This is a genomic window from Paenibacillus sp. Y568 (assembly GCF_059445545.1).
In genome coordinates this window covers 21,594-44,093 of record NZ_JCAIUM010000007.1, presented here as the reverse complement: position 1 = coordinate 44,093, position 22,500 = coordinate 21,594, and the positions used below count along the sequence as shown (strand labels likewise).

Genomic DNA, 22,500 nt, shown 5'->3' with positions numbered 1-22,500 from the left:
TCATGTCTCGTCATCCCATTGGCTCGATGGGTATTCTGTGCAGTAGTAGAACGGGAAATCCTCCCTTCTCAGAACAGCATTTCTGCCGCACCTTAAGTCAAGCGAGTACTAAATATGGAATTTCTGTCATTGTCTTAAGTCCACAAACGATTCATATCAAGCCTAATAAAGTAACTGGTTATATTTATGAACAAGATGCTTGGAAAGAAGTAACCGTTCCGATGCCTGATATTATCTACGATCGCTGCTTCTATTTGCAGGGGAAAGAACGACGTGCTGCTTCTATGTTACTTAACTCATCTAAGGAACAGACGCCATGGATGATATGGGCTAGAGGATTACCCGGAAAGTGGAAAGTACACAACAAACTCAAAGATGAACCCACACTGAAACCCTATATTCCAGCCACTTCTCCCTATACGGGTCCCGAATCACTTATGAAGAGCTTACTCACTTATCACAAACAAATATTCCTTAAACCCCAAGTCGGGTCTCAAGGAAAATCGACTCTTCATATAGAGATGTCTAATACCTCTAACCAACTAACCATTAAAGGTCGGGATCATCACAATAACACATTTATCGAAAATTTCACGAGTAGGTCTGAAGGTTTAGCGTGGATTCATCAATTTATTCATCATCGACCTTTCATTATTCAGCCCTATTTACATTTATACAGCAAGAAAGGTTATCCCTATGATATACGTGCACTCGTTCAAAAAAATGGTGAAGGTCGCTGGACACTCACCGGAATGGCAGTGCGACAAGGATATATTGGAGGAATGACCTCCAATATACATGGTGGAGGTACGGCTACTTCAGTCCTTCCATTCTTAACACAGGAAGTAGAAGCTACTGCAGCTGGACATATAATGACCGTACTTCATAACCTGTCGAAGGATATTCCGCCGATATTGGAGAGCCATTTCGGTAGACTGGGTGAGCTTGGTATCGATTTTGGGATCGACACAGAAGGAACTGTCTGGCTACTTGAAGTAAATTCCAAGCCGGGCCGCAGCTCCTTTAACCATATCGGGGATCAGACTAGCGCAGTTCTCGCTACAGAGAATCCGCTTCGCTACGCTCGTTATTTATTGCTTCGACAACCTAGGAGGGTAAATTCATGAGTTTGACTTTTTGCAATGTTCATTTTTCGCAACAACCTGAGAAAGTCGCCTATATTTCAAATACGTTAATGAAGAGCCTCAACTTATCCGGCAAAAAAAACATACACCTTCGCTTAGGAAATGACGTTGTACCTGCAAGCATCAAAACGATTAAGAAAAGTGGTAGCCATCTTTATTTAAGCTCAGGAGTTCGAAATGCCATCCATGTACCCAAAGCGGGAGGCGTTTATCTTCGAAATCTTCAGGAAAATGAATTTCAACTTGGCCCGTTAATTGGCATTCTGTCTGATGGACCAACCAGCTCTACTACGCAACCTTTCAGTTCTAGAACAGGTTTTATTAAACAACTGCTCCGAGAAGGAAGTAAAAAGGCATATATTTTCGCTTTTACTCCTAAGGATATCAATTGGCAGCAAGAAACCGTTCTAGGGCATTTCCTTACAGAAGGCGGGTCCTTTATTCGTAAAACAGTTCCTCTTCCAGATGTCGTATACAACAGACTTCCGAGTCGTAAAGCTGAAACTTCCACTTCCATCAACCAACTTAGAGAACGATTCGGTCGTAAGAAGATACCTTTCTTTAACTGGAGCTTTTTTAACAAATCCGATATTTATAAACTTCTCGAGAATGATAATAGTGTGAATCGTTACGTACCTGAATCGCATATGAACCCTAGCACAGAGACGCTAAAGGATATGCTCGAGCGACATCAATTTGTTTACTATAAGCCTTCAAGTGGTAGCCTTGGAAAAGGAATTTATCGTATGACTTATTTACCTAAACGTGGCTATTTCGCGCGTTATCGCAAGAACAGTGAGAATGTACTTCTTCGCTTCAACAATTTCAAAAGTCTTATGAGTATGTTAAACACCAAACACGGCCGAACACTGCATGGTTATGTCATTCAGCAAGGAATTCGATTGATTGAGATCGATAATTGCCCCATTGATTTCCGGTTCCATATGCATAAAAATGGCAATAATCAGTGGGTCGTTGTAGGCATCGGGGCTAAGAAGGCGGGACGCGGTAGTGTAACAACTCACTTGAAAAATGGGGGATCCCTCATGACTCCAGAGCAAGCACTGGTTCGTAGCTTTGGTTCCCGTTCGGACGAAGTGCTCAAACAAGCCAAACAAGTGGCGATTGCACTTGCTGAGGCCATTGAATTCCATCATCAGCATTTGCTCGGTGAAATTGGGTTCGATCTGGGTATAGATCAAGATGAGAAAATCTGGATGTTTGAAGCTAACGCCAAACCTGGAAGAACTATATTTAACCACCCTTCTCTCAAGAATGAAGGAAAAGCCTCGGTGGAACATATTCTTGAACATTGTCTGTACCTCAGTAAGTTCCGTAGGAGGATTAACCAGTGAACGGCCGGGGTTCTGAGGAAATCAAACCGGTTGTTGCCATATTAACAATGGGCTCCACAAGCGGCTTCCGAGGCAACCGTGCGAACTTTGTGGATATTGTCCGAACAGGGAAGGAAATGGGCTTCCCTGTTTATGTGGTGACACTACGTGATTTGAAATTCACTTCTCCAACAATCAAAGGGTATACATTAAATAACAATAATGATGACTGGGAAACACATCAATTCCCACTACCTCAAGTCATTTATAATCGAATTCCCCTACGTGAAGACGAGGAGAAGCCTTGGGTACATCGTAAAATAATGACTTGCATGGAACACCCGAATATTCATTTCTATAATCCTTATTTTTTTAATAAATGGCATCTTTTCGAATGGCTTAAAGTTTCTAAATCAACCGATTATTTAGTACCTCTGACTAAACGTTTAGATAATCCTATGTCACTTTCTAGGTTTCTAGATAAACATCCTTATCTCTATTTGAAACCTGAAAGTGGTAAAGCGGGTAAAGGCATCATGATGCTGAAATACAAAAAGGAAAGAGCATTACCCTATAGACTAAAAATCCAGAATGACAGATCCAGCATAACGTATAAATCGACCAGCTTAAGAAGACTATGGATTCGCCTCAAAAAAGAAACGGGTAACGCCCCTTATATTATTCAACAGGGAATTCAACTTGCTAACATCGATCATCGTCCATTTGATCTCCGAATTCTGGTCCAGAAAAATGCGAAAGGAACTTGGGGAGTTACAGGTCTAGGAGCTAGGATGGCTGGCTTAAAAAGTATCACGACACATGTGCCACGTGGAGGAACAATTGAGAGTCCTATAAAGCTACTCTCAACACTTTTTGGAGCGGATATGTCTACAAGTATGATTAGTCGTATTAAGACCACCGCCCTCATCATTGCTCGTCAGATTGAGAAGGGTTCTGGGTTCACATTAGGTGAAATGTCTATGGACCTTGGGATTGATCATTTAGGAAAATTGTGGTTCTTTGAAGCTAACTCCCGTCCAATGAAATTTGATGAGCCGCCCATTCGAAAGAAATCTTTAGAACGAATATTTGAATATAGCCAATATTTATCACATCGAAACAAGCAACACTCTTAAGGAGGTGAGCATAAGGATGCAAATTACATCCTTAGATACAGTTACCCAACCCGAATGGAACAAATACCACGAACAAAGCATTCATTTTATAAAGAAACATAGCCGTAAACGAATTACAACCGAAGCCTTTCGTCACTTTGCTGAATTGACTTATCCAGAATTGTTACTTCCAGGTACTTCAATTCTAATTGCTACCGTCCGTGGAGATCGCGGACCGACACTAGCTGGAGTATGTTTCGTTTCTGGGTATGGTGAACACACCTGTTTAATCGTTGTGCATCCTTTCTATCGTGGACGACATCTGGGAACTTCCCTCTTGTCGTCTCAACTCACCAAATTAGGCAGATTATGCTGCAATGTTGCGTTAGATAATGTACAATGTCTTCAAATGTGCTTTCATGCTGGACTTACCGCTGATTCACTCCACCTAGGACCTACTGGGAAGCCTAGCCTTAAGCTACACGGAGAAATTCGAACCGACAGTACATCAACTACCTCCATTCAAGAAGAAGGTGAAGCGATATGCCACGTCCCGTCTTAGGAATACTGACACTATACCTCAACGAACAAAAGCAACTCGAAGAACGAATTGTTTACCAGAACATGATTATTGAAGGCAAAAAGCTCGGACTTGATATCTATGTCTTTACTCCTATGGATGTAAACAATGCAACAAAGAAAATCAGCGCTATGGAATATGATCCAGTAAATCACAAATGGAGTCGTAAAATTCGTGATTTCCCTAATATGATTTTTGATCGTTGCCGTATACAAAAAGGTTACCGGTTTAAACAGCTTCAGGCATTTCGCAAAAACTACGGACACCATCTTTTCCTTAATCGCCCACTTCGTAATAAATGGATCATACATGAGCTTCTCTCTAAAAAAGAAAACTTCCGTCCCCATTTACCTGAGACGAAGTTAGTTACTCGTATATCGGATGTTGAGCATATGCTGAAAAAGAAGCCCGTCATATATCTCAAGCCCATTAATGGGACTGGAGGACGTGGAATTCTTCGCATTGAAAAGCTGAAGCATCAGAATTTATATTATATTCAAGGACGTAACCAGAATCGTAAAATCATCACTCCACAAAAAATACATGCTGCCCGACTTGGAGCTATTCTACAAAATTGGGGTATGAAAGATAATTACATCGCACAAGAAGGAATTCCGGTTGAATTACCCAACGGACGCGTGCATGACTATCGCATGTTAGTCCAGAAAAATCGGGAGGGTGTGTGGGCATTAACTGGAATGGTGGGCAGAGTAGGCGCATCTAGAAGCGTCACATCTAATCTCCATGGTGGCGGTCAAGCCATTTCGATGGATACACTGTTATCCCAGTGGATTAAGGACCGAAATCTACAAGAACAAGTGAAGAAGAAATCGGAAACTCTTGGGTTAGAAACCGCTAAGCATCTCGAACAAACCTATGGTGCCTTATGTGAACTCGCCCTTGATCTAGCCATCAACAAGAAAGGTGAAGTATACCTTCTGGAGGTTAATCCGAAACCAGCTAGAGAAGTCTTCTCCCGAAGTGGGCAACAGGATACCTATCGTCAATCCATTATCAGACCTTTAGAATATGCCATTTGGTTATATGAACAAAAGAATCACCCTCCAAAAGCAGAAACAAAAGAGGAATTGTCTTAACCAATTCCGATAGTACACAGCGTGTAACTCCTAGCACGCGGTGTGGTGTAACATGATGGCGGTCAACCACACATCATACAAAGAATCATCATCCCTAAATAAGGATGATGATTCTTTTATTGCATCTTTATATAATCCACCTGGAATATCAAAAATTATATTTTCATCAAAAGTGCCGTATTGCACTTGATCTGTCTTATGACATATTTGAATTAATATTTTCCGAACCCATCTTCGCATGTAATATCCAATTCAAGTACGTCGTAAAGGTTTCTTTTTGAATCATCTAACTTTTTTTGAGCCTTCTCGATTTCAGATATTTTCTCCTTAATGATATGTGTTTGATCATCTTTGGACATTTCATTTCTCGAGATCATGGCTTTTATATCGTTAATTGAAAATCCCATGGATAAACATTTTTTTACGACTTCTAGATAAGCAGTAATTTCTGAAGCATAATCCCGGTAATTATTCTGTTCTCTCCTAATGTAATCATTAGTGATAATTCCTATTTTCTCATAGTAACGAATAGTTGATATAGGAAGGTTAACCATTTTTGCAACTTCACTAATCTTCATATTAATCACCCCAATGCCTTCTCTTGCTATAAAGTATACTTCATAGTTTACAATTCTAATAGTGAGGTTAAGCGACCGGAATCTCACAACTAATATAGATGAGGGAGAGACACTACATGAATACAATCACTAGCAAATTCCATAAAACTAACAATTTCAATGAAATTGTCATGGAGCGCCGTTCCGTGAAAGTCTACGATTCAGAAGTGAAAATTAGCCGGGAGGAAATAACCGAAATATTAACGGAAGCTACCCGCGCCCCTTCTGCGATCAATATGCAGCCCTGGCGTTTCCTTGTCATAGACGGCGCTGAAGGCAAAGAGAAACTTGCCCCACTAGCATCCTTCAACCAGACACAAGCTCTGACTTCCTCGGCTGTCATCGCGGTATTTTACGATGCTAATAACATTGAATATATTGACGAGATTTTTGGCAAAGCTGTAGAACATGGATACATGCCACAGGACATTATGGACATGCAGGTGCCACAAGCCAAATCCTACTATGCAAACCTATCCGAATCCGACCTGCGAGACGTGAACTTGATTGATTCGGGTATTGTATCTATGCAACTCATGCTTGTTGCACGCGCCCATGGATATGACACTAACCCCATGGCAGGATATGATAAGGAACGGATTGCTGAAGTTTTTGGTCTTAATAAAGACAGGTTCAAACCGGTCATGTTGATCTCAATCGGAAAAGCAGCCAAAGAAGGTTATCCTTCTTACCGCCTTCCAGTTGAAACCACTACTACTTGGGCATAATCGAACATAAGCTAAGTCTAAAATCAAAACTCATGCTATCCGAAATCTTTACGTTTTCAGCTTTTTAAAAGCATGCCGGAGTTTAATCTTCTCGTTACTTGAGCGGATGACGGCAGCCATTCGTAGGGGTGGCTGCCTATAAGTCTTGATGAGCTATCGTCTCCCGTTAGAATTAAGTATCTTCGGTCTAAAACTTTATTTCCCTCTGACACCAACTGTTAATTTTATGACATCCTTAGACAAAGAATCTACTATGGTGGCGATTTAGTTGTATTATCCCAGGTTCAATTTTCTTTTAATTTGATAGATTCTTTTCATGACTTTGGGACACCCTATTTCAGCGTTCCACACGTTCTAAGTATCGCCGGTATAACCCTATAGATAGTGTTAGCCAGCAAGCACTCATTAAATATCCACCAAGCACATCGCTTGGATAATGGACACCTAAGTAAATCCGACTAATGCCTATAATAACAATAAATAACGAACTAACAATAATAATCAATATTCGTCCGTTTGCCTTGTGAACATGTTTCCAGATCAAGAAGGTAAGAGCGCCGTATAACGCGAATGCAGCGACAGAATGCCCACTAGGGAAGCTGTAACCGTTAGCCTCCACAATCCGGTGTAGGGTAGGTCGGGTTCGCTGAAATACTAATTTAAGTAACTTATTCATTAGAGCAGACCCAATCATTACCCAAATGAGAAATAGTAGTTCTCTCCGGTGACCCAAAAAATGATATAAAATAGCCATGATCACGATTGATATGATAACGATAGGCAGCCCGCTCCCAATCGTTGTGAAGAACTTCATTACTACCGTTAAATTCGGTGCTTCAAGACCCTGTACCCATGAGATGATCGTGCTATCAAAATGATACGTCATATGATTACTCACGAGCACGGAAATTAGACTGAAACCTAATGCACATATGACAAAAATGACTACAGCCAATGAAAATGAATACTTCCTATTCTTCATAAGTTATGTATATCCTCCATCGTTATTGTTTGATCTTAGCATAGCTTGGTTATGGACTTCAAACAGAGGAAATAGTACTATTCAAACATATAGGTTAATACAGGAGGTACATGGCAATGGATCACTTAACAACCCAGCGTATGGATGAAATTATTCAGCAACACCATCACTTTCATAACAGTGGTAGAACACTAGACATCCAGTTTCGAATAGAACAACTTAGAAAACTTAAGGAAGCCATTCAACGCAATGAGCAACCTATTATGGAGGCTCTTTACCAGGATCTGAGAAAAAGTGAATTTGAAGCTTATGCGACGGAAATAGGCTTAACACTAGACAGCATCGGCTATACGATAAAACATTTGAAACAATGGATGAAACCCCAAAAGGTAAAAACCCCTTTTCACCAATTTCCATCCAAAAGCTTTATTCTAAAGGAACCCTATGGAACCATCTTGATTGTGGGTCCTTTTAACTATCCTTTCCATTTGGTCATTGAACCACTCGTCGGCGCGATCGCCGCTGGGAACTGTGCTGTACTTAAGCCTTCAGAAAATACACCTACCGTATCTGCCATCATCGCTAATATCATCAAGGAAACCTTCGACGAATCTTATATTAGAGTAATCGAGGGTGAGCGCGAAACAACGTCGATATTGATCCATGCACCCTTTGACTATATCTTTTTTACAGGAAGTGTTCCCGTTGGGAAGATTGTCATGGAAGCTGCGGCGAAAAACCTCGTCCCCGTTACCCTTGAACTAGGTGGGAAGAGTCCTGTTATTGTGGACCGATCAGCCAATATTGAATTGGCTGCCAAGCGTATTATCTGGGGAAAATTGGTTAATACTGGACAGACTTGTATTGCACCTGATTATATTTTTGCTCATACGGAGATTAGACAAGAGCTGATTGAGGCCATGAAAACTGTCATTATCGATTTCTATGGCAACAATGCCAAAGACAGTAGTGATTACGGTCGGATTGTTAATGAGCGACAGTTTGATCGCTTGCATGCTATTTTAGAAAAAGATAGCGCGAATGTTCTATATGGAGGTCACTCGGATAAAGAAGATCTATACATAGAACCTACTCTGTTAGATTCTAATTCTTCCTCCGATGCAGCCATGCAAGAAGAGATATTCGGACCCATCCTCCCGATTCTGGAGTACCGGCAACTTGAAGAGGTCATTCAAAGCATTCATAATCATCCTAAACCATTAGCATTGTATTTATTTACTGCGAGTAAAGAAGTTGAGAATGAAGTGTTGAGACGGGTTTCTTTCGGAGGCGGATGTATTAATGACACCCTTTCACATTTTGCTAGTTCACATCTCCCTTTCGGTGGCGTAGGGAATTCAGGAATCGGTGCATATCATGGTAGAAGTAGCTTCGAACTGTTCTCCCACAATAAAAGTATCATGAAGAAAAGCACAACCATAAAAATCAACGTTGTCTTCCCTCCTTACAAGGATAAAGTAAAAATCATCAAAAAATTATTGAAGTAATTACACATCATGATCCAAACAAGCATAAACGGCTTCGCCGTCCTTTAGCGGCGATGAAACGGTTAGCGTTGAAATATAATCCTATGTATAAGCAGAAATACTTATAAATTCTTATATTTTAAAAAACCTCTTAGAATTAACATGGATATAACCAAAAGGTTATACCCATCTCTTTTCTAAGAGGTTTTCTCCTATCTTCTTAAAAAATCTTCTGCTGCTCCCGATCACCCTTGACTATCTCTACGGCTTCCTTAAAACGCAGAGAATGCACAATCTCCCGCTCACGTAGGTACTTCAAACTATCCTGCAAATCTACATCATCCGTCATATCGATCAGCCACTGGTATGTAGCCCGTGCTTTCTCCTCAGCAGCAATATCCTCATACAAATCTGCTATCGGATCCCCTTTTGCCTGGATATAAGCCGCCGTGAAGGGAACCCCGCTTGCATTCTCATAGAATAGTGCACTGTCATGGGCTGCATAATGAGGACCGAGTCCTGCTGCTTTTAGTTGTTCAACCGTAGCATCTTTGGTTAGTTTAAAGATCATCGTTGCAATCATCTCGAGGTGAGCGAATTCTTCTGTACCAATGTCTGTTAGAAGACCTATGACTTTATCAGGTATCGTATACCGCTGATTCAAGTAACGTAATGCAGCAGCTAATTCTCCATCCGCTCCACCATATTGTTCAGATAGAAATTTCGCCATTTGAGGATCGCATTTACTAACTCTTACAGGATATTGTAATTTCTTCTCATACACCCACATGAACAAACCTCACCTCCGATAAATTTTAGACTTGCCAAGGCCATGGAGTTTGTGACCATTGCCATGGAAACCTTGAAAAGGCATGGCCGAAATTCATTAGAGGACCATATACATCCTGGAACTGCTTGGTAAGCCGTATTCTTTCTTGACTAAGTTGGTTGTATTGTTGGATACTTCTCAAATCCTCAGGATGTGTATCGAGAAATAAATTTAGTTCCACAAGAGCAAAATCTACAGTCTGAAGTTCTTCAAGCCATTCATAATACTGTTGATCACACGCTGTAAACTCCATCAACAATCTCCCCCTTGTGATTGTCTTGCAGTATAAGGGCTATAGAGTGCCGGCCAGAGTGTTCCCCTTCTTAGTGCTTCCGAGAGACTAAATTGCGGCCAATCCAAAGGCTGGAAGGTAATGAATTGATTTGGTGGTACTACATACGACTTACAGAAGATGGGTGGACATGGATCAAATGGACCAACAAAGGGTCTATAACTTTGCACTACTTGGTTCAACGAAAGTCTCCTCCTTATGATTCATATGGTTACTACGACAATGTCTTTGTATTATCATATGACGTTAGCCCAGAAAATGAACTTAAATAAGACAAAAAACTCCTTGGCTTGGCCAAAAGCTTGAGCTTCGACCACAAGGAGTTCTAATACACCATTCGTCATGATTGTACACAATTGCACTAAAATTTAATATTAATCTGGAATAATCCAGCCTTACGCATGGCTAAGTAGATAATAATGACTAACGGACCGATAAAGAAACCTATAACACCTACCAACTTGAAGCCGATATACATGCTGACAAGAGCAGGAAGAGCACCAATCCCAACTGCATCGCCAATAATTTTGGGTTCAAGAACTCGACGCCATACCGTTATTACAATGAAAAGAATAACCAATCCAATCGCCATATAGGTATTGCCTACAATCATCTGGTATATTGCCCATGGAACCAGCACTGAACCTACGCCCAGGATCGGTAAGAGGTCAACAATAGTAACTAATAAGGCAACAGCTAATGGAAAGGATACACCTAAGATTAGGAGGCCTAGCAGAGTAACTATATATGTCGAAACACTTAGAATAAGTTGGGCACTTAGAAATCCAAATATGGATCTCTTGAGACTATGAATCACTTCATTTACCTGACTCTGTGACTTTTCTTCAAAGAATGAAAGGATACTAGTGCGCATCGTATCGAGGCTGAAGCTGAATAAGTAGACCGCTACGCAAAACACGATGAAAAAGATAAACATATCTGGTATCCCTTTAGCAAACGACAGAAAAGAAGAAGATACCGTATTCACAATCGATTCAACGTACGAAGTTAGATTATTCAGAAATTGTTGCAGACTATTTGCCATGTCAGGCTGAAGCCGATCAAATGCCCCCTCAGCTTGTATCATGGTCTGTTTAATGAAATCATTCGCGCTGGAGAAATAGCTAGGTGCATTTTTCCAATACTCCACAAGTTGAGTGTAGACTTGCAAGCCCACAATGTACACCATTAGCAAGATAAGAAGCAGAAATATTGTGCATGTCATCGTCGATGCTGTGATTCGATTTAACTTCAACCGTCGCATTAGAAACACATTAGCCGGTTCAATGGAAATGGCTATTAATGCTGCAAGAAGAAATGGTGAACCTATGGTAAAGAGACCATAAATAAAGAGAAGACTTAAACCAATAAATAATACCTGCTTCCCAGACATCCTTCACATCCTTTAGAGATCATCATTCTCTAACTGTTCCATGGTTGTGTCCTTCTTTTTCTCTGCTCGTAGAATCATGACTCGTGTTATACGCAATCGAGAAGATTCCTCCACCTGAAATATGAAATTACCCACTTCAACTTTCTTGCCTTTGGCAGGATTACCTTCGAGTTCTTTGAACAACCATCCTCCGATGGAATCCACTTCATTATCCTCAATCACAATACCCGTTAGATCGTTCACATCCTCAATAAGCATCCTCCCTTCCACAGAAATCACGTCTCCGTTAACCTCTACATCCTCACGCTCATCATCTTCGAATTCATCATATAATTCTCCAACGATTTCTTCTAGGATTTCTTCTGCAGTTAACATCCCAGCTGTTCCACCATACTCATCAACAACCAGTGTAAGCTGTGCATGCTTCTTCTGCATAAGTCGAAGAACATGGCTAATCTCCATCGATTCAGGAACATTTAATATCGGACGAAGCATAGATGTAAGATCTTCTTGGTGTTCCTTGTCCGCAAGTAGAAGATCTGTAATATGAATAAAACCAAGAATCTGATCCTTATCTTCTAATGCGACCGGATAACGTGAATGCTTAGTCTCACTAATTATCTTTATGTTCTCCTCTAGCGGTAAATTCACATATAAGCAAACCATATCCGTTCTAGGTAACATTACCTCACGAGCCAACAGATCTGAGAATTCGAAAATGTTGTCCATCAGCTTCATTTCTTCTTTATCAATCACGCCACTTCTGGCACTCTGATTCATTAATATCCGTATTTCTTCCTCAGAATGAGCCCCCTCTGCCTCGCTAGCAGTATGAATCCCAATCATCCGAAGTAGCGCATTAGCCGAAACATTTAACACCCAAATAAACGGAAAGAATATTCTATAGAAAAACATTAATGGAGCAGAAAGGGCCAAAGCTGTCCCTTCCGTTCTTTGAATGGCAATAGATTTAGGAGCTAATTCTCCTAATACAATATGTAGAAACGTAATCACACCGAATCCAAGCGCAACCCCAACGGTTGTGATGAGCGTCTGATCTGTGACACCTAGCTTATACATAATCGGTTCAACCAGTAAATCTGATATTGCCGGTTCCCCTAACCAACCTAGACCTAGAGAAGTTAAAGTAATCCCAAACTGCGTTGCTGATAAATAAGAATCCAACTTGTTGTTCACTTTCAGAGCGAAATCAGCTAATTTATTCCCTTCACTCACCAATTGTGTTAGACGTGTTTGACGCATTTTGACAAGTGAAAATTCCGCTGCGACAAATACCCCATTTAACAGTACAAGCAGCAATACTAGAGTTAAATTCAATGTAAGTTTCCCGATTGCAAACTCTGTATGCAATATGAACGACCTCTTTTCTATAGACTGTGTGCAGTTCTTAATTTAAAATCCATATCTATGTAATACATATCTGCTACAAGTAAGTTAGGACCACAACAACCCGCAGCATCGCAATGACAGTTCACTTTCTGGTTCAACGGATGCCCATTCATCCATTGATTAAATATATCTTCAATTGATTCGCTCTTAATATTCCCAAACGGCGGGATATCTGCGAAATCTGTCACATACACATCTCCGGAGAATAAGTTCACATTTACTCGATTACGACCATCTGGATCATTACGTACTGTGATATTCTTGGAATCCTTTAACCGCCGAAGCAATTTCAAATCTTCGTCATGATCACTACAAGCATAAAATGGAAGTGTACCGAATAACATCCACACGGATTCATCTCGTGTATCTAATAAGTTATATATGGCATTACGCATATCATCCAGAGATAAGACTGGCAGACTTGATGCAAAATTAGAAGCATACATGGGATGGACTTCATGACGTTGACAGCCCATGTCGACAATTAATTGATGAATCTGATCTAACTTCTTATGTGTTCGATAATTAATCATGGATTCAGCGGATATGTACATGCCAGCATCGGTCAGTTGACGCGTATTCTCGACCATAGTGTCATATAGGCGGTACGCAGCTTCTTTACTAACAGGACGAGCACTGTTTGCGAATCCTACCTCATGGAAATCATCCCCGTTCAGATAATTAAACGACATATGCATAACATCTAGATAAGGAAGAAGCTTCTCGTAACGATCTATTCCCATCGTTAAGTTAGAGTTAATCTGGGACTTGATCCCACGATCCTTCGCATATTTCAACAAAGGAACAATAATTTCATCAACGGTTTGCTTCCGAAACAGAGGTTCCCCCCCAGTCATACTAATCGTTTCCAAGTGCTCCACTTGGTCCAATCTTCTGAGCATCAGATCCAGTGAAAGAGAATCTGATTCTTTCATAACTAGCATATCTCCAACCGCACAATGTTCACATCGCATATTACACAGATGAGTAACCGTCATCTCGACACTAGTTAGTACATGCTGTCCGTACTTTCGAAGTGAATTCATAGGATCCCATGGATCATAACTTGGGGATATTTCCTGTGTGTTCATGGAACTTATATTTCTTGTAATCATATTCGCCACCCTGTTCCCTTTATTAACCAACAATGAAATGAGATCAAACCTTTTACTATATATCATATCACGAAGGGGGGTGTTTCGCATTTTCTCGATTCCTTATATCTTGTGTTCTATTCGAATATATTATTATCACAATCCAAATATTAATTACACCTATCCAACTTCAGGCGAATCAATACATAGCAAAAGGAACCATGAAACAACGACGAAAGGCATAACGAAGGATCGTTATGCCTTACATGTTCATCAACAAGTCGTTGTTCCTTGGAAATATTTGATCACTGTGCTTTCTCAGCTATGTCTACCGATTCTAGTCCCTCAACATGTGTAACTACGACGGATAGAATTTCAGCCAAATCTTTATCATAAGGTACCTTTAGCGGTTCTCCCGCTTCGTTTGTCAATACACGCACCACAGGCCGTTGAGGTATGCTAGGGTGAATCTTGCTTACCACACCCGTCTCTCCAGTACTTAACTTCACACTCATACCTGGTGGGTAAATGGCAACATTATCTCGAAATATTTGTAACTTACTCTGTTCAAATAGAATATCAGAACCTCCATATAAGAACTCCATCGCTTGATGTGGAAGCATAGCAGGTTTATACACACGATGGGAAGTCATCGCATCGAACGTATCTGCGATACCTAACCATTGTGCATACTCGTGTATTTCAGACCCTTTAAGTCCCCTAGGATACCCCGTACCATTCAATCGTTCATGATGCTGGAATGCACAATGAGCAGCCACTAACGGAATATCTGGTTCATCTTTTAGCATTTTAAAACCTAGTTCTGTATGAGACTTAATCTGATTAAATTCATCGTCATCCAGTTTCCCAGGTTTCAATAATATGTTAGCTGGAATTTGTGTCTTACCAATATCATGGAGAAGTGAGCCAACTCCAAGTACCTTAAGTTGTTCAGTCGATAAGCCACTTGCGGCACCAAGAATTAATGTAAACACACACACATTTAAGGAATGCCTGTACAAATAATGATCTAGCCTATTCATATCCATGAGCATAATCATCGTTACTTCTTGACTATTAAGATCATCAAGTATAGATTGCATGACAGCCGTGAAATCTCTCCCTAAATGCCGATAACCACCCATACTGCGGGAGGTGATCGGGAATTGAGATATTTTTTGAAAACTTGATTGAATGGTATGTAAGGCTTTGCGGCGCGTTTCCTCGTGCAGAACCTCAGGGATGATAATATCCTCTGTTAATGAATCTTGAATATAAACATACCCGATGCCAATTTCCTTTAATCTACTAATCAGATTATTTGTTAATTCCACACCTTCAGACAATAAAGTAACTCCATCAGCACTATATATCTTTTTGCCGATCTTCATGCCTTCGTGAAGCATCTGCACAGGGACTAGTCGCAAAGTAAATCCTCCTACAATGATGAATGTCATGATACATCTAAGCAGTTCATTTGATCTCATTCTAAGAGAGAAATACGCTTGAATGACATTAGTTCAATATAAATATCCAAAATACCGCTGCAAGCACAAATCTGTATATAGCAAAGTGAGTTAGTCTAACTCGTTGTATTAACTTCATAAACGCTAACACTACCAAGTAAGCCACTGCAAAAGCTACGATAAACCCTAATATGAACATGCCTATATTATCACTATTAAAATATCGGTAAGAATCGAGTAATTCATAACCCGAAGCTGCACACATAATTGGAATTGCAATTAAAAAAGAGAAGTCAGCGGATGCTTTATAACTAACACCACTTAACATTCCCCCAGAAATCGTAGAACCAGAACGTGAAAAACCTGGCCATAATACAGATATAATCTGGTATATTCCGATTAAGAAAGCCTGCTTATAAGTTAAATCATCCAGATCATGGGCAGTTACATTTGATTTGTTCTTATTATACCATTCCGCGAAGATCATAAAAATACCACCTACGACTAAAGCCCAGACAACGGTATTCGCACTAAACAGACTCTTTATGAAATCTCTTGCAAAAAAGGCCACAATCAGTGCTGGAGCAATCCCTAGGATCACATGAATTAAATCAAGCCTCTTTTTTGGTTTGCCTCCAATAGCAGTAGTATTCTCTGCACTTTTGAGTCCTAACAGGCCCAGAATCCGGCGCCAATATACAATAGCGATAGCAAGAATAGCCCCTAACTGTATAACGATTTCGAAAGTCTTCATAATATCTGTTTGATCATCAAATCCCATCGCTTTGGATGTTAGGATCATATGTCCCGTTGAAGATACCGGAATAAATTCCGTAATCCCCTCCACAATCCCAAGAATAATTGCTGTAATAGTATCCATTATATCCTCCTTATCATATCTCTCATCTAAATTGACTAATCTATGCTAAATCCTAGTAACCTACACAGAATGCCATCTCATTTCATGACAATCTTCGAGGCTACCCGGACGTTGAAGTTCTGTACTTAATAAGTCCCTCAGGAATTCTGGCAGAATAAATGTTCTATCCCAACCCGTAGCAATTCTCTCGTAACCAATGCCAAATGTAAACATGTCAATAGTCCCTACTCTATACTCTTGATCATCAGATATAGGCACACCCTGGATAGTAATGCTAACGATTTTATCATAAGGGATTCGGGTACTGTCATACAAGACCTCTGCTCCATCCAGTGCTATACTTCCTAATACTTTCCCTCTGAATCCGTAACCAAAGATCTTCTTCTCCTTAAATTCAGATAGCAAGCTTTGTTCCAATGTAAATCGTATGTCACTACCTTTTAACGTAAGAATACACGGATTGATGGGAGATGGACATAATTGGTGTAACATTCCCACTGTAATATTCCCTTCAGGTAGAGAACTTAGAAGTTGCCCTGTATTAACCATTGAAATTTCAGTTTTCGTAAATTCACGTAACGATTGTGCCAGCAAATTCCCGAACGGGGACTCTTGACCTGTTTCATTTAGTAGTAAAGCATGGTCTGTAACCATGATTGTTCGTTCTAAAGTCTTCTCTGCTTGCTTACGATGGATTTCTAAGGCCATAGTGATCTTATCGTCCCTAAGTATCGGATCAACGGGTATAACCCCACCCCAGACGACGCCGAATCCCCCATTAGAGTTCCGTTCCATAACTATTTTACCAACAAATTGTCCAAACTTACCAGCGCCACAAATACTAGTATTTCCGATTCGAATTGGCTCTTCAAGTAAGTGATGTGTGTGTCCACCCAGAATTAGATCTATCCCCTCTAGGTTCGTAGCAAGGTTACGATCTGTAGGGAGTCCTAAATGGGACAAGAGAATAAGTACATCGACTTGTGGTCTTAAGATTCCAATTTGTTCCTGTATTACGGCTTCAGGAGCAAGGGCCTCCCACCCAATAAGTCTATAGAACTCATCGAATGGGGCTGTTACACCAATAATTCCAATTCTAATGTGACCTTTGGTTATGATAACGTGCTTCTTCATCCAGTTTGGACAGAGTCCACTCGAGCTTTCACGAATATTACAGCACACAACAGGACACAACAGCCCGTTATAGGCTCTCTCTAACATATCTGGGGTAAACGTAAGCCCTTCATTATTACCAATTGTAATGGCATCATAATTCGTTAAATTAATAATGTCTGTATTGACTTGCCCAACACTACCTTCTGTTTCTACAGCCATACGATCCATATGATCACCTATATCTAACAGAAGAAGGGAACTGTCTGAGGCAAGACTTCTCTCCCCATTAATCACTCCCGCAATGGAACTCACCATTTCAAAATGACTATGAATGTCATTGGTATGTAGAATGGTTAGTCTTTCTTTCTGATTCAGTGACATCCTGACTCTCCCCCTTCTCTCTTTATGTCAAAATACAATTCATGCAATTAACCAACCAATCAGTTATTGGTATCTAGTGCTTAATCATAACATTTCCTTATTGATTGTGGTATATTGAAGGAAATAACCAACAATTCTGAGGTGCATAATTATGAACATAAAGATTAGACTTTTTGCTGGACTAGCTGAATTAATGAACCGTTCTGTACTCGACTTCGCAATAGATGAGTTACCTATTTCTGTCGATCAATTAAAAAAACTAATATCTACCACCTACCCAGAGGCAGCATCTCAAGTATCCGTCTCTTTCTTCGCTGTCAATGAAGAATATGCTACAGGCGAAATGATGATTACGCTTGATGATGAAGTTGCTCTAATTCCCCCAGTATCTGGAGGAGATGGCCAGAAATCAGTACGAGAAACTAGTTCCAATGGATTATATGTCATTACAGAAGAACCACTCTCTTTAGATGAAGTATATTCTAAAGTGCTCCATAACAATCATGGTGCTACTCTTGCATTCGTTGGTACGACGCGAGAAATGACCGGTGACACTCGAACCGTTCATTTAGAATATGAAGCCTATATCCCTATGGCATTATCGTATCTGGAGAAGATAGGAACGGAATTGAATAACCGTTGGCCCGGCACACTCTGCGCTATTTCGCATAGAATCGGAAAAGTTGATATAAAAGAAGTCAGCGTAATTATAGCGGTTTCTTCCGCACACCGAGATATCTGTTATGAGGCTAGTCGTTATGCTATTGAGAACTTGAAGCAATCCGTTCCAATATGGAAGAAAGAACTATGGGAAGACGGGCAGAAATGGAAAGGATACGATAAACAAGAGTCCTGGGACCCGTATTTGAGTTAAAATCGTTGTAAATCCATATTTTTCTTGTTATGATAGATGAAACATTTATGAGAGTGCCTGTAACAGATTTAAAGCCCGGTGATATTTTGCAAGCAGATACGTATAGTGATAAAGGCCTACATGTGATGAAAAAATTCACCGAATTAAGATCAGCTGAAATTAGAATACTTGTTCAGCATGGATTTGATTATGTAGATATTCATTCGCCCGCTAAAACGAACCGTATCATAGATAGCCCAAAGTCAGAGGAGTTTCTCGCTAAATCTAAACCACATTTAGCAAACGCCATTGATGGGTTCGAGAATATATTCTTGGAAGCTATAAGTAGCGGTAAAGTAAATAATAGTATGGTTGACGACATCATGCATCCTCTGGTCGATCAATTGACTGCCCAGACGGATGTTGTCTCTTTACTAATAGCTCATGATTTTAAAGATGATTATACCTATCAACACTCTATGCAAGTAGGTATGTTATCTTATTACATTGCAAATTGGTTAGGTTACACTAAGGACGAGGCTTATGTAGCTGGTAAAGCAGGTTATTTACACGATATCGGTAAATGTAGAATCTCTACTGAACTCCTTAATAACAGGTAAAAACAGGTAAATTAACGTACGAAGAATTTGAGGAAATAAAGTTACATACTACGTATGGTTACGAAATTATTCGCAATTCATCATTAGATGAGGTATCTGCCTTAGTTGCTCTCCAACATCACGAACGTGATGATGGCAGTGGCTATCCTCAGAAATTAAATGAGCACAATATTCACCCCTTCTCACGGATGGTCAGATTGGAACAATTATCATGACGAATCCTGCGGATTCATTCCGTCTCCTGATTCAGATTGATAACGAGTTCTTAGACCTTTCCATCGAACGAACTCTATCGATTGGAAAAGTATTTATGTGAGTGCATACAAAAAGGGCTGTCCAAGCCATGAAAATGGCTTGGACAGCCCTTTTGTTTTTATAGGATAAAGTTAGATGTTCGTGAGAGATCACTCCACGAACGGACCATTGGTCCAATCGCTGTGGTCTGCCATATCGAAATTGTAAAAAATGTAGGACACTCTATGGCTTGGGACTCCCATATTCATTGAAAATCAGCCATTAATTCATCAACAATTCCTTTAACTGTTTTCTTTTCTTTAATTACATCAATCGCTGTATTTACAGATATGATACCTTCTGAAATTTGCCCATCCAGCATTCCTGTACGAAGACCGCCACGCTTATTAATTTCTTGTTCAACCTCGTCACTAGATTTCCCACTGTTATACATTTTTGCCAATTCCACCGCTGATTTCGTAGGAGTAGATCGTTGTACTCCTGAAACAAGTAGTAAGTCTTCAGATTTAGAATTGATAATGTCTTGTTTAGCTTCTTCAGAAGCAGGATTCTCTTCAGATACAATAAAACGAGTTCCTACATAGACTCCTTCAGCTCCAAGTGCGAAAGCAGCTCGTACACCACGAATATCATTAATTCCCCCTGCAGCAATAACTGGGATGTTAACCACATCTACAATAGTTGGTACGATAGAGAACGTTCCAATTTGGCGTTGTGGGATATGTCCTCCCTCGTCATATCCTGTAGCAACAATTAAATCAACGCCGCACTCTTCTGCCTTTTTTGCGGAAGCAACGGATGGTGTTAACTCTCTAAAGATGATAATACCACCACGATCTTTTATTTCTTTGAAAATATTTCTATTCACTTCTCCGATTGCTACAATGATTTTTACGTTTTCTTCAAAAGCAACATCAAGTGCTCTTCTTACATAAATATTATCTTTCTCCATACCATCTGACGGAGAATACATATTAAGACCGAATGGTTTATCCGTTAACTTTTTAATTTCTCTAATCTCACTTCTAAGTCCATCTTCTAAAGATACTGTTTCATCTTTCGCATGTGGACCCGCATTAAATCCTAAGACACCTAATCCACCCGCTTCAGAAACCGCAGCTACAAATTTAGCATTTGTTAGCCAATTTAGTGGCGCTTGAATAATGGGATATTTTATTCCTAAGATGTCCTCCACTCTTTTGTTTGTTGCTATATTCATTTCTTTCACCTCACGTTTTATTTTGTGTAACATGACATTACCCAGTTGCACCAACCACTGTCACCTTCTTAGATACTAAAAGACGAACTTAAAAAGTTCGCCTCCTTGTTAAGAGAAAAATCTGAATCGGCACGAAATCGGCACGAACAATTTCCCTCGCTATTCAAACGGGTCATAACGTTGTTACACCAACGCTTTTTTAGAGACTTAACCGATAGACCCTTCCATCTCGAACTTGATGAGACGGTTCATTTCAACGGCGTACTCCATTGGAAGTTCTTTTGTGAACGGTTCGATGAAGCCCATAACGATCATTTGTGTAGCTTCTTCTTCTGTTAGACCACGACTCATCAGATAGAAGAGTTGTTCTTCTGACACTTTCGATACTGTAGCTTCATGCTCCAATGTAATGTTATCATTCATGATCTCATTATATGGAATCGTATCGGATGTAGATTGGTTATCTAGGATCAATGTATCACACTTGATATTGGATTTAGCACCTTCTGCTTGACGTCCGAAGGAAGCTAGACCACGATAAGTTACCTTACCACCATGTTTACTGATTGATTTAGATACAATCGTAGAGGTTGTGTCTGGCGCTAAGTGGATCATTTTAGCTCCTGCGTCCTGATGTTGGCCTTTACCTGCAATCGCGATGGAAAGAACCATTCCCTTAGCCCCACGACCCTTAAGAACAACAGAAGGATATTTCATCGTCAATTTGGAACCAATATTACCATCTACCCATTCCATTGTTGCATTCTCTTCTGCTACAGCACGTTTCGTAACTAGGTTGTAGATATTTGGCGCCCAGTTCTGAATCGTTGTATAACGTACACGTGCGTTCTTCTTACAGATGATTTCTACAACGGCACTGTGTAGAGAATTCGTGCTGTATATTGGAGCTGTACAGCCTTCTACATAGTGAACATGGCTATCTTCATCTGCAATAATCAATGTACGTTCGAATTGTCCCATATTCTCGGAGTTAATACGGAAGTATGCCTGTAGAGGCATTTCACATTTCACACCTTTTGGAACATAGATGAAACTTCCTCCGGACCATACAGCACTGTTCAAAGCAGAGAATTTATTATCTGTCGTTGGAATAACAGTACTAATATATTCTTTAACGATTTCCGGATGTTCTCTAAGAGCTGTGTCCATATCCATGAAGATAACACCTTGAGCTTCAAGGTCAGACTGCATGCTGTGGTAAACAACTTCAGATTCATACTGTGCCGATACTCCAGCTAGGAACTTCTGTTCTGCCTCAGGGATTCCAAGCTTATCAAAAGTTTCTTTGATTTCAGACGGAACTTCCTCCCATGTCTTTCCTTGCTTATCAGAAGCTCTAACGAAATATTGGATATCGTTGAAATCTAGATCATCCATATTGCCACCGAAATTAGGCATTGGCATTTTCTCGAATTGTTCTAATGCTTTCAGACGGAAATCAAGCATCCATTCTGGCTCATCTTTGATCCGGGAAATTTCCATTACAATTTCACGTGTTAGACCTTTTCCTGTTTTGAAAATGGACTCATGTTCGTCACGAAACCCATATTTATATTCTTCAATTTCTGGGGACTTCTTAGCCATGT

General features: G+C 40.1%; 21 protein-coding genes and 1 pseudogene. 9 read left to right on the top strand and 13 right to left on the bottom strand.

All coding sequences use genetic code 11. The annotated features are described in order from the left end of the window. The first annotated feature begins 2 nt into the window (after positions 1-2). Genes AC1D7X_RS11475 through AC1D7X_RS11455 form a run of 5 tightly spaced genes read left to right on the top strand, consistent with a single transcriptional unit; the run spans position 3 to position 5,271 of the window. Positions 3-1,127: a YheC/YheD family endospore coat-associated protein gene (locus AC1D7X_RS11475; RefSeq protein WP_495455384.1), complete on the top strand. Its 1,125-nt coding sequence runs from the start codon at positions 3-5 to the stop codon at positions 1,125-1,127. Then, positions 1,124-2,500 (top strand): YheC/YheD family endospore coat-associated protein, encoded by a 1,377-nt coding sequence (locus tag AC1D7X_RS11470; RefSeq protein ID WP_495455383.1) that lies wholly within the window; start codon positions 1,124-1,126, stop codon positions 2,498-2,500. The genes AC1D7X_RS11475 and AC1D7X_RS11470 overlap by 4 nt, the downstream gene beginning before the upstream one ends. Further along, a complete protein-coding gene (locus AC1D7X_RS11465) occupies positions 2,497-3,615 on the top strand; it encodes a YheC/YheD family endospore coat-associated protein (protein ID WP_495455382.1) in 1,119 nt (372 codons plus the stop codon). Before AC1D7X_RS11470 ends, AC1D7X_RS11465 begins: the two co-directional genes overlap by 4 nt. A 16-nt stretch (positions 3,616-3,631) precedes the next feature. After that, entirely contained in the window at positions 3,632-4,156 is a 525-nt protein-coding gene (locus AC1D7X_RS11460) for a GNAT family protein (RefSeq protein WP_495455381.1), read from the top strand. Beyond that, positions 4,138-5,271: a YheC/YheD family endospore coat-associated protein gene (locus AC1D7X_RS11455; protein WP_495455380.1), complete on the top strand. Its 1,134-nt coding sequence runs from the start codon at positions 4,138-4,140 to the stop codon at positions 5,269-5,271. The genes AC1D7X_RS11460 and AC1D7X_RS11455 overlap by 19 nt, the downstream gene beginning before the upstream one ends. 212 nt (positions 5,272-5,483) lie before the next feature. Here the strand turns inward: AC1D7X_RS11455 and AC1D7X_RS11450 are convergent, their stop codons facing one another. After that, the gene (locus AC1D7X_RS11450; RefSeq protein ID WP_495455379.1) at positions 5,484-5,849 is read right to left on the bottom strand and encodes a MerR family transcriptional regulator; all 366 of its coding nucleotides are present in this window, start codon (positions 5,847-5,849) and stop codon (positions 5,484-5,486) included. A 116-nt stretch (positions 5,850-5,965) separates the two neighbouring features. On the opposite strand from AC1D7X_RS11450, the gene AC1D7X_RS11445 reads away from it, so the two are divergent. Beyond that, on the top strand, positions 5,966-6,616 hold the full coding sequence (locus AC1D7X_RS11445; protein ID WP_495475258.1) for a nitroreductase family protein: 651 nt from the start codon (positions 5,966-5,968) through the stop codon (positions 6,614-6,616). A 337-nt stretch (positions 6,617-6,953) separates the two neighbouring features. Here the strand turns inward: AC1D7X_RS11445 and AC1D7X_RS11440 are convergent, their stop codons facing one another. Beyond that, positions 6,954-7,598 (bottom strand): phosphatase PAP2 family protein, encoded by a 645-nt coding sequence (locus AC1D7X_RS11440; protein ID WP_495455377.1) that lies wholly within the window; start codon positions 7,596-7,598, stop codon positions 6,954-6,956. Positions 7,599-7,714: 116 nt separating this feature from the next. On the opposite strand from AC1D7X_RS11440, the gene AC1D7X_RS11435 reads away from it, so the two are divergent. Then, positions 7,715-9,106: an aldehyde dehydrogenase gene (locus AC1D7X_RS11435; protein ID WP_495455376.1), complete on the top strand. Its 1,392-nt coding sequence runs from the start codon at positions 7,715-7,717 to the stop codon at positions 9,104-9,106. Positions 9,107-9,305: 199 nt separating this feature from the next. On the opposite strand, the gene AC1D7X_RS11430 is transcribed toward AC1D7X_RS11435, so the two are convergent. The 9 genes from AC1D7X_RS11430 to AC1D7X_RS11390 form a co-directional block, all read right to left on the bottom strand. Further along, on the bottom strand, positions 9,306-9,875 hold the full coding sequence (locus tag AC1D7X_RS11430; RefSeq protein WP_495455677.1) for a manganese catalase family protein: 570 nt from the start codon (positions 9,873-9,875) through the stop codon (positions 9,306-9,308). Positions 9,876-9,900: 25 nt separating this feature from the next. Beyond that, positions 9,901-10,167 carry a spore coat protein CotJB gene (locus AC1D7X_RS11425; RefSeq protein ID WP_495455375.1) on the bottom strand — a complete coding sequence of 89 codons (267 nt, stop codon included), beginning with the start codon at positions 10,165-10,167 and terminating at the stop codon, positions 9,901-9,903. After that, positions 10,167-10,388, bottom strand: coding sequence for a spore coat associated protein CotJA (locus tag AC1D7X_RS11420; protein WP_495455374.1), 222 nt, complete (start codon positions 10,386-10,388; stop codon positions 10,167-10,169). The genes AC1D7X_RS11425 and AC1D7X_RS11420 overlap by 1 nt, the downstream gene beginning before the upstream one ends. Before the next feature lie 179 nt (positions 10,389-10,567). Next, positions 10,568-11,599: a sporulation integral membrane protein YtvI gene (gene ytvI, locus AC1D7X_RS11415; RefSeq protein WP_495455373.1), complete on the bottom strand. Its 1,032-nt coding sequence runs from the start codon at positions 11,597-11,599 to the stop codon at positions 10,568-10,570. 12 nt (positions 11,600-11,611) lie between these two features. Beyond that, complete coding sequence (locus AC1D7X_RS11410) at positions 11,612-12,970, bottom strand: hemolysin family protein (protein WP_495455372.1); 1,359 nt, start codon at positions 12,968-12,970, stop codon at positions 11,612-11,614. A gap of 17 nt (positions 12,971-12,987) precedes the next feature. Further along, positions 12,988-14,124, bottom strand: coding sequence for a radical SAM/CxCxxxxC motif protein YfkAB (yfkAB, locus tag AC1D7X_RS11405; RefSeq protein ID WP_495455371.1), 1,137 nt, complete (start codon positions 14,122-14,124; stop codon positions 12,988-12,990). A gap of 284 nt (positions 14,125-14,408) precedes the next feature. Then, positions 14,409-15,530: an HD-GYP domain-containing protein gene (locus AC1D7X_RS11400; protein WP_495475257.1), complete on the bottom strand. Its 1,122-nt coding sequence runs from the start codon at positions 15,528-15,530 to the stop codon at positions 14,409-14,411. Positions 15,531-15,618: 88 nt separating this feature from the next. Then, a complete protein-coding gene (locus AC1D7X_RS11395) occupies positions 15,619-16,449 on the bottom strand; it encodes an undecaprenyl-diphosphate phosphatase (RefSeq protein ID WP_495455370.1) in 831 nt (276 codons plus the stop codon). 60 nt (positions 16,450-16,509) lie between these two features. Further along, positions 16,510-17,946 (bottom strand): bifunctional metallophosphatase/5'-nucleotidase, encoded by a 1,437-nt coding sequence (locus tag AC1D7X_RS11390; RefSeq protein ID WP_495455369.1) that lies wholly within the window; start codon positions 17,944-17,946, stop codon positions 16,510-16,512. Positions 17,947-18,097: 151 nt separating this feature from the next. Here AC1D7X_RS11390 and AC1D7X_RS11385 point away from each other — a divergent pair, with 151 nt between their 5' ends. Both AC1D7X_RS11385 and AC1D7X_RS11380 read left to right on the top strand, forming a co-directional pair. Next, positions 18,098-18,820 (top strand): molybdenum cofactor biosynthesis protein, encoded by a 723-nt coding sequence (locus AC1D7X_RS11385; protein ID WP_495455368.1) that lies wholly within the window; start codon positions 18,098-18,100, stop codon positions 18,818-18,820. Between the two features lie 47 nt (positions 18,821-18,867). After that, a pseudogene (locus AC1D7X_RS11380) lies at positions 18,868-19,735 on the top strand (HD-GYP domain-containing protein). A gap of 183 nt (positions 19,736-19,918) precedes the next feature. Here the strand turns inward: AC1D7X_RS11380 and AC1D7X_RS11375 are convergent. Both AC1D7X_RS11375 and sufB read right to left on the bottom strand, forming a co-directional pair. Continuing rightward, entirely contained in the window at positions 19,919-20,926 is a 1,008-nt protein-coding gene (locus AC1D7X_RS11375; RefSeq protein ID WP_495475344.1) for an NAD(P)H-dependent flavin oxidoreductase, read from the bottom strand. Positions 20,927-21,100: 174 nt separating this feature from the next. Further along, positions 21,101-22,498, bottom strand: a complete 1,398-nt coding sequence (gene sufB, locus AC1D7X_RS11370) for a Fe-S cluster assembly protein SufB (protein WP_495455366.1) — start codon at positions 22,496-22,498, stop codon at positions 21,101-21,103. Positions 22,499-22,500 lie beyond the last annotated feature (2 nt).

Coding starts and splice junctions, on each gene's coding strand:
- AC1D7X_RS11430 (WP_495455677.1), bottom strand. CDS start 9,875: ATGTGGGTGTATGAGAAGAAATTACAATATCCTGTAAGAGTTAGTAAA.
- AC1D7X_RS11425 (WP_495455375.1), bottom strand. CDS start 10,167: ATGGAGTTTACAGCGTGTGATCAACAGTATTATGAATGGCTTGAAGAA.
- AC1D7X_RS11460 (WP_495455381.1), top strand. CDS start 3,632: ATGCAAATTACATCCTTAGATACAGTTACCCAACCCGAATGGAACAAA.
- ytvI (WP_495455373.1), bottom strand. CDS start 11,599: ATGTCTGGGAAGCAGGTATTATTTATTGGTTTAAGTCTTCTCTTTATT.
- AC1D7X_RS11450 (WP_495455379.1), bottom strand. CDS start 5,849: ATGAAGATTAGTGAAGTTGCAAAAATGGTTAACCTTCCTATATCAACT.
- AC1D7X_RS11435 (WP_495455376.1), top strand. CDS start 7,715: ATGGATCACTTAACAACCCAGCGTATGGATGAAATTATTCAGCAACAC.
- AC1D7X_RS11475 (WP_495455384.1), top strand. CDS start 3: ATGTCTCGTCATCCCATTGGCTCGATGGGTATTCTGTGCAGTAGTAGA.
- yfkAB (WP_495455371.1), bottom strand. CDS start 14,124: ATGATTACAAGAAATATAAGTTCCATGAACACACAGGAAATATCCCCA.
- sufB (WP_495455366.1), bottom strand. CDS start 22,498: ATGGCTAAGAAGTCCCCAGAAATTGAAGAATATAAATATGGGTTTCGT.
- AC1D7X_RS11395 (WP_495455370.1), bottom strand. CDS start 16,449: ATGGATACTATTACAGCAATTATTCTTGGGATTGTGGAGGGGATTACG.
- AC1D7X_RS11455 (WP_495455380.1), top strand. CDS start 4,138: ATGCCACGTCCCGTCTTAGGAATACTGACACTATACCTCAACGAACAA.
- AC1D7X_RS11470 (WP_495455383.1), top strand. CDS start 1,124: ATGAGTTTGACTTTTTGCAATGTTCATTTTTCGCAACAACCTGAGAAA.
- AC1D7X_RS11440 (WP_495455377.1), bottom strand. CDS start 7,598: ATGAAGAATAGGAAGTATTCATTTTCATTGGCTGTAGTCATTTTTGTC.
- AC1D7X_RS11385 (WP_495455368.1), top strand. CDS start 18,098: ATGAACATAAAGATTAGACTTTTTGCTGGACTAGCTGAATTAATGAAC.
- AC1D7X_RS11375 (WP_495475344.1), bottom strand. CDS start 20,926: ATGTTACACAAAATAAAACGTGAGGTGAAAGAAATGAATATAGCAACA.
- AC1D7X_RS11390 (WP_495455369.1), bottom strand. CDS start 17,946: ATGTCACTGAATCAGAAAGAAAGACTAACCATTCTACATACCAATGAC.
- AC1D7X_RS11445 (WP_495475258.1), top strand. CDS start 5,966: ATGAATACAATCACTAGCAAATTCCATAAAACTAACAATTTCAATGAA.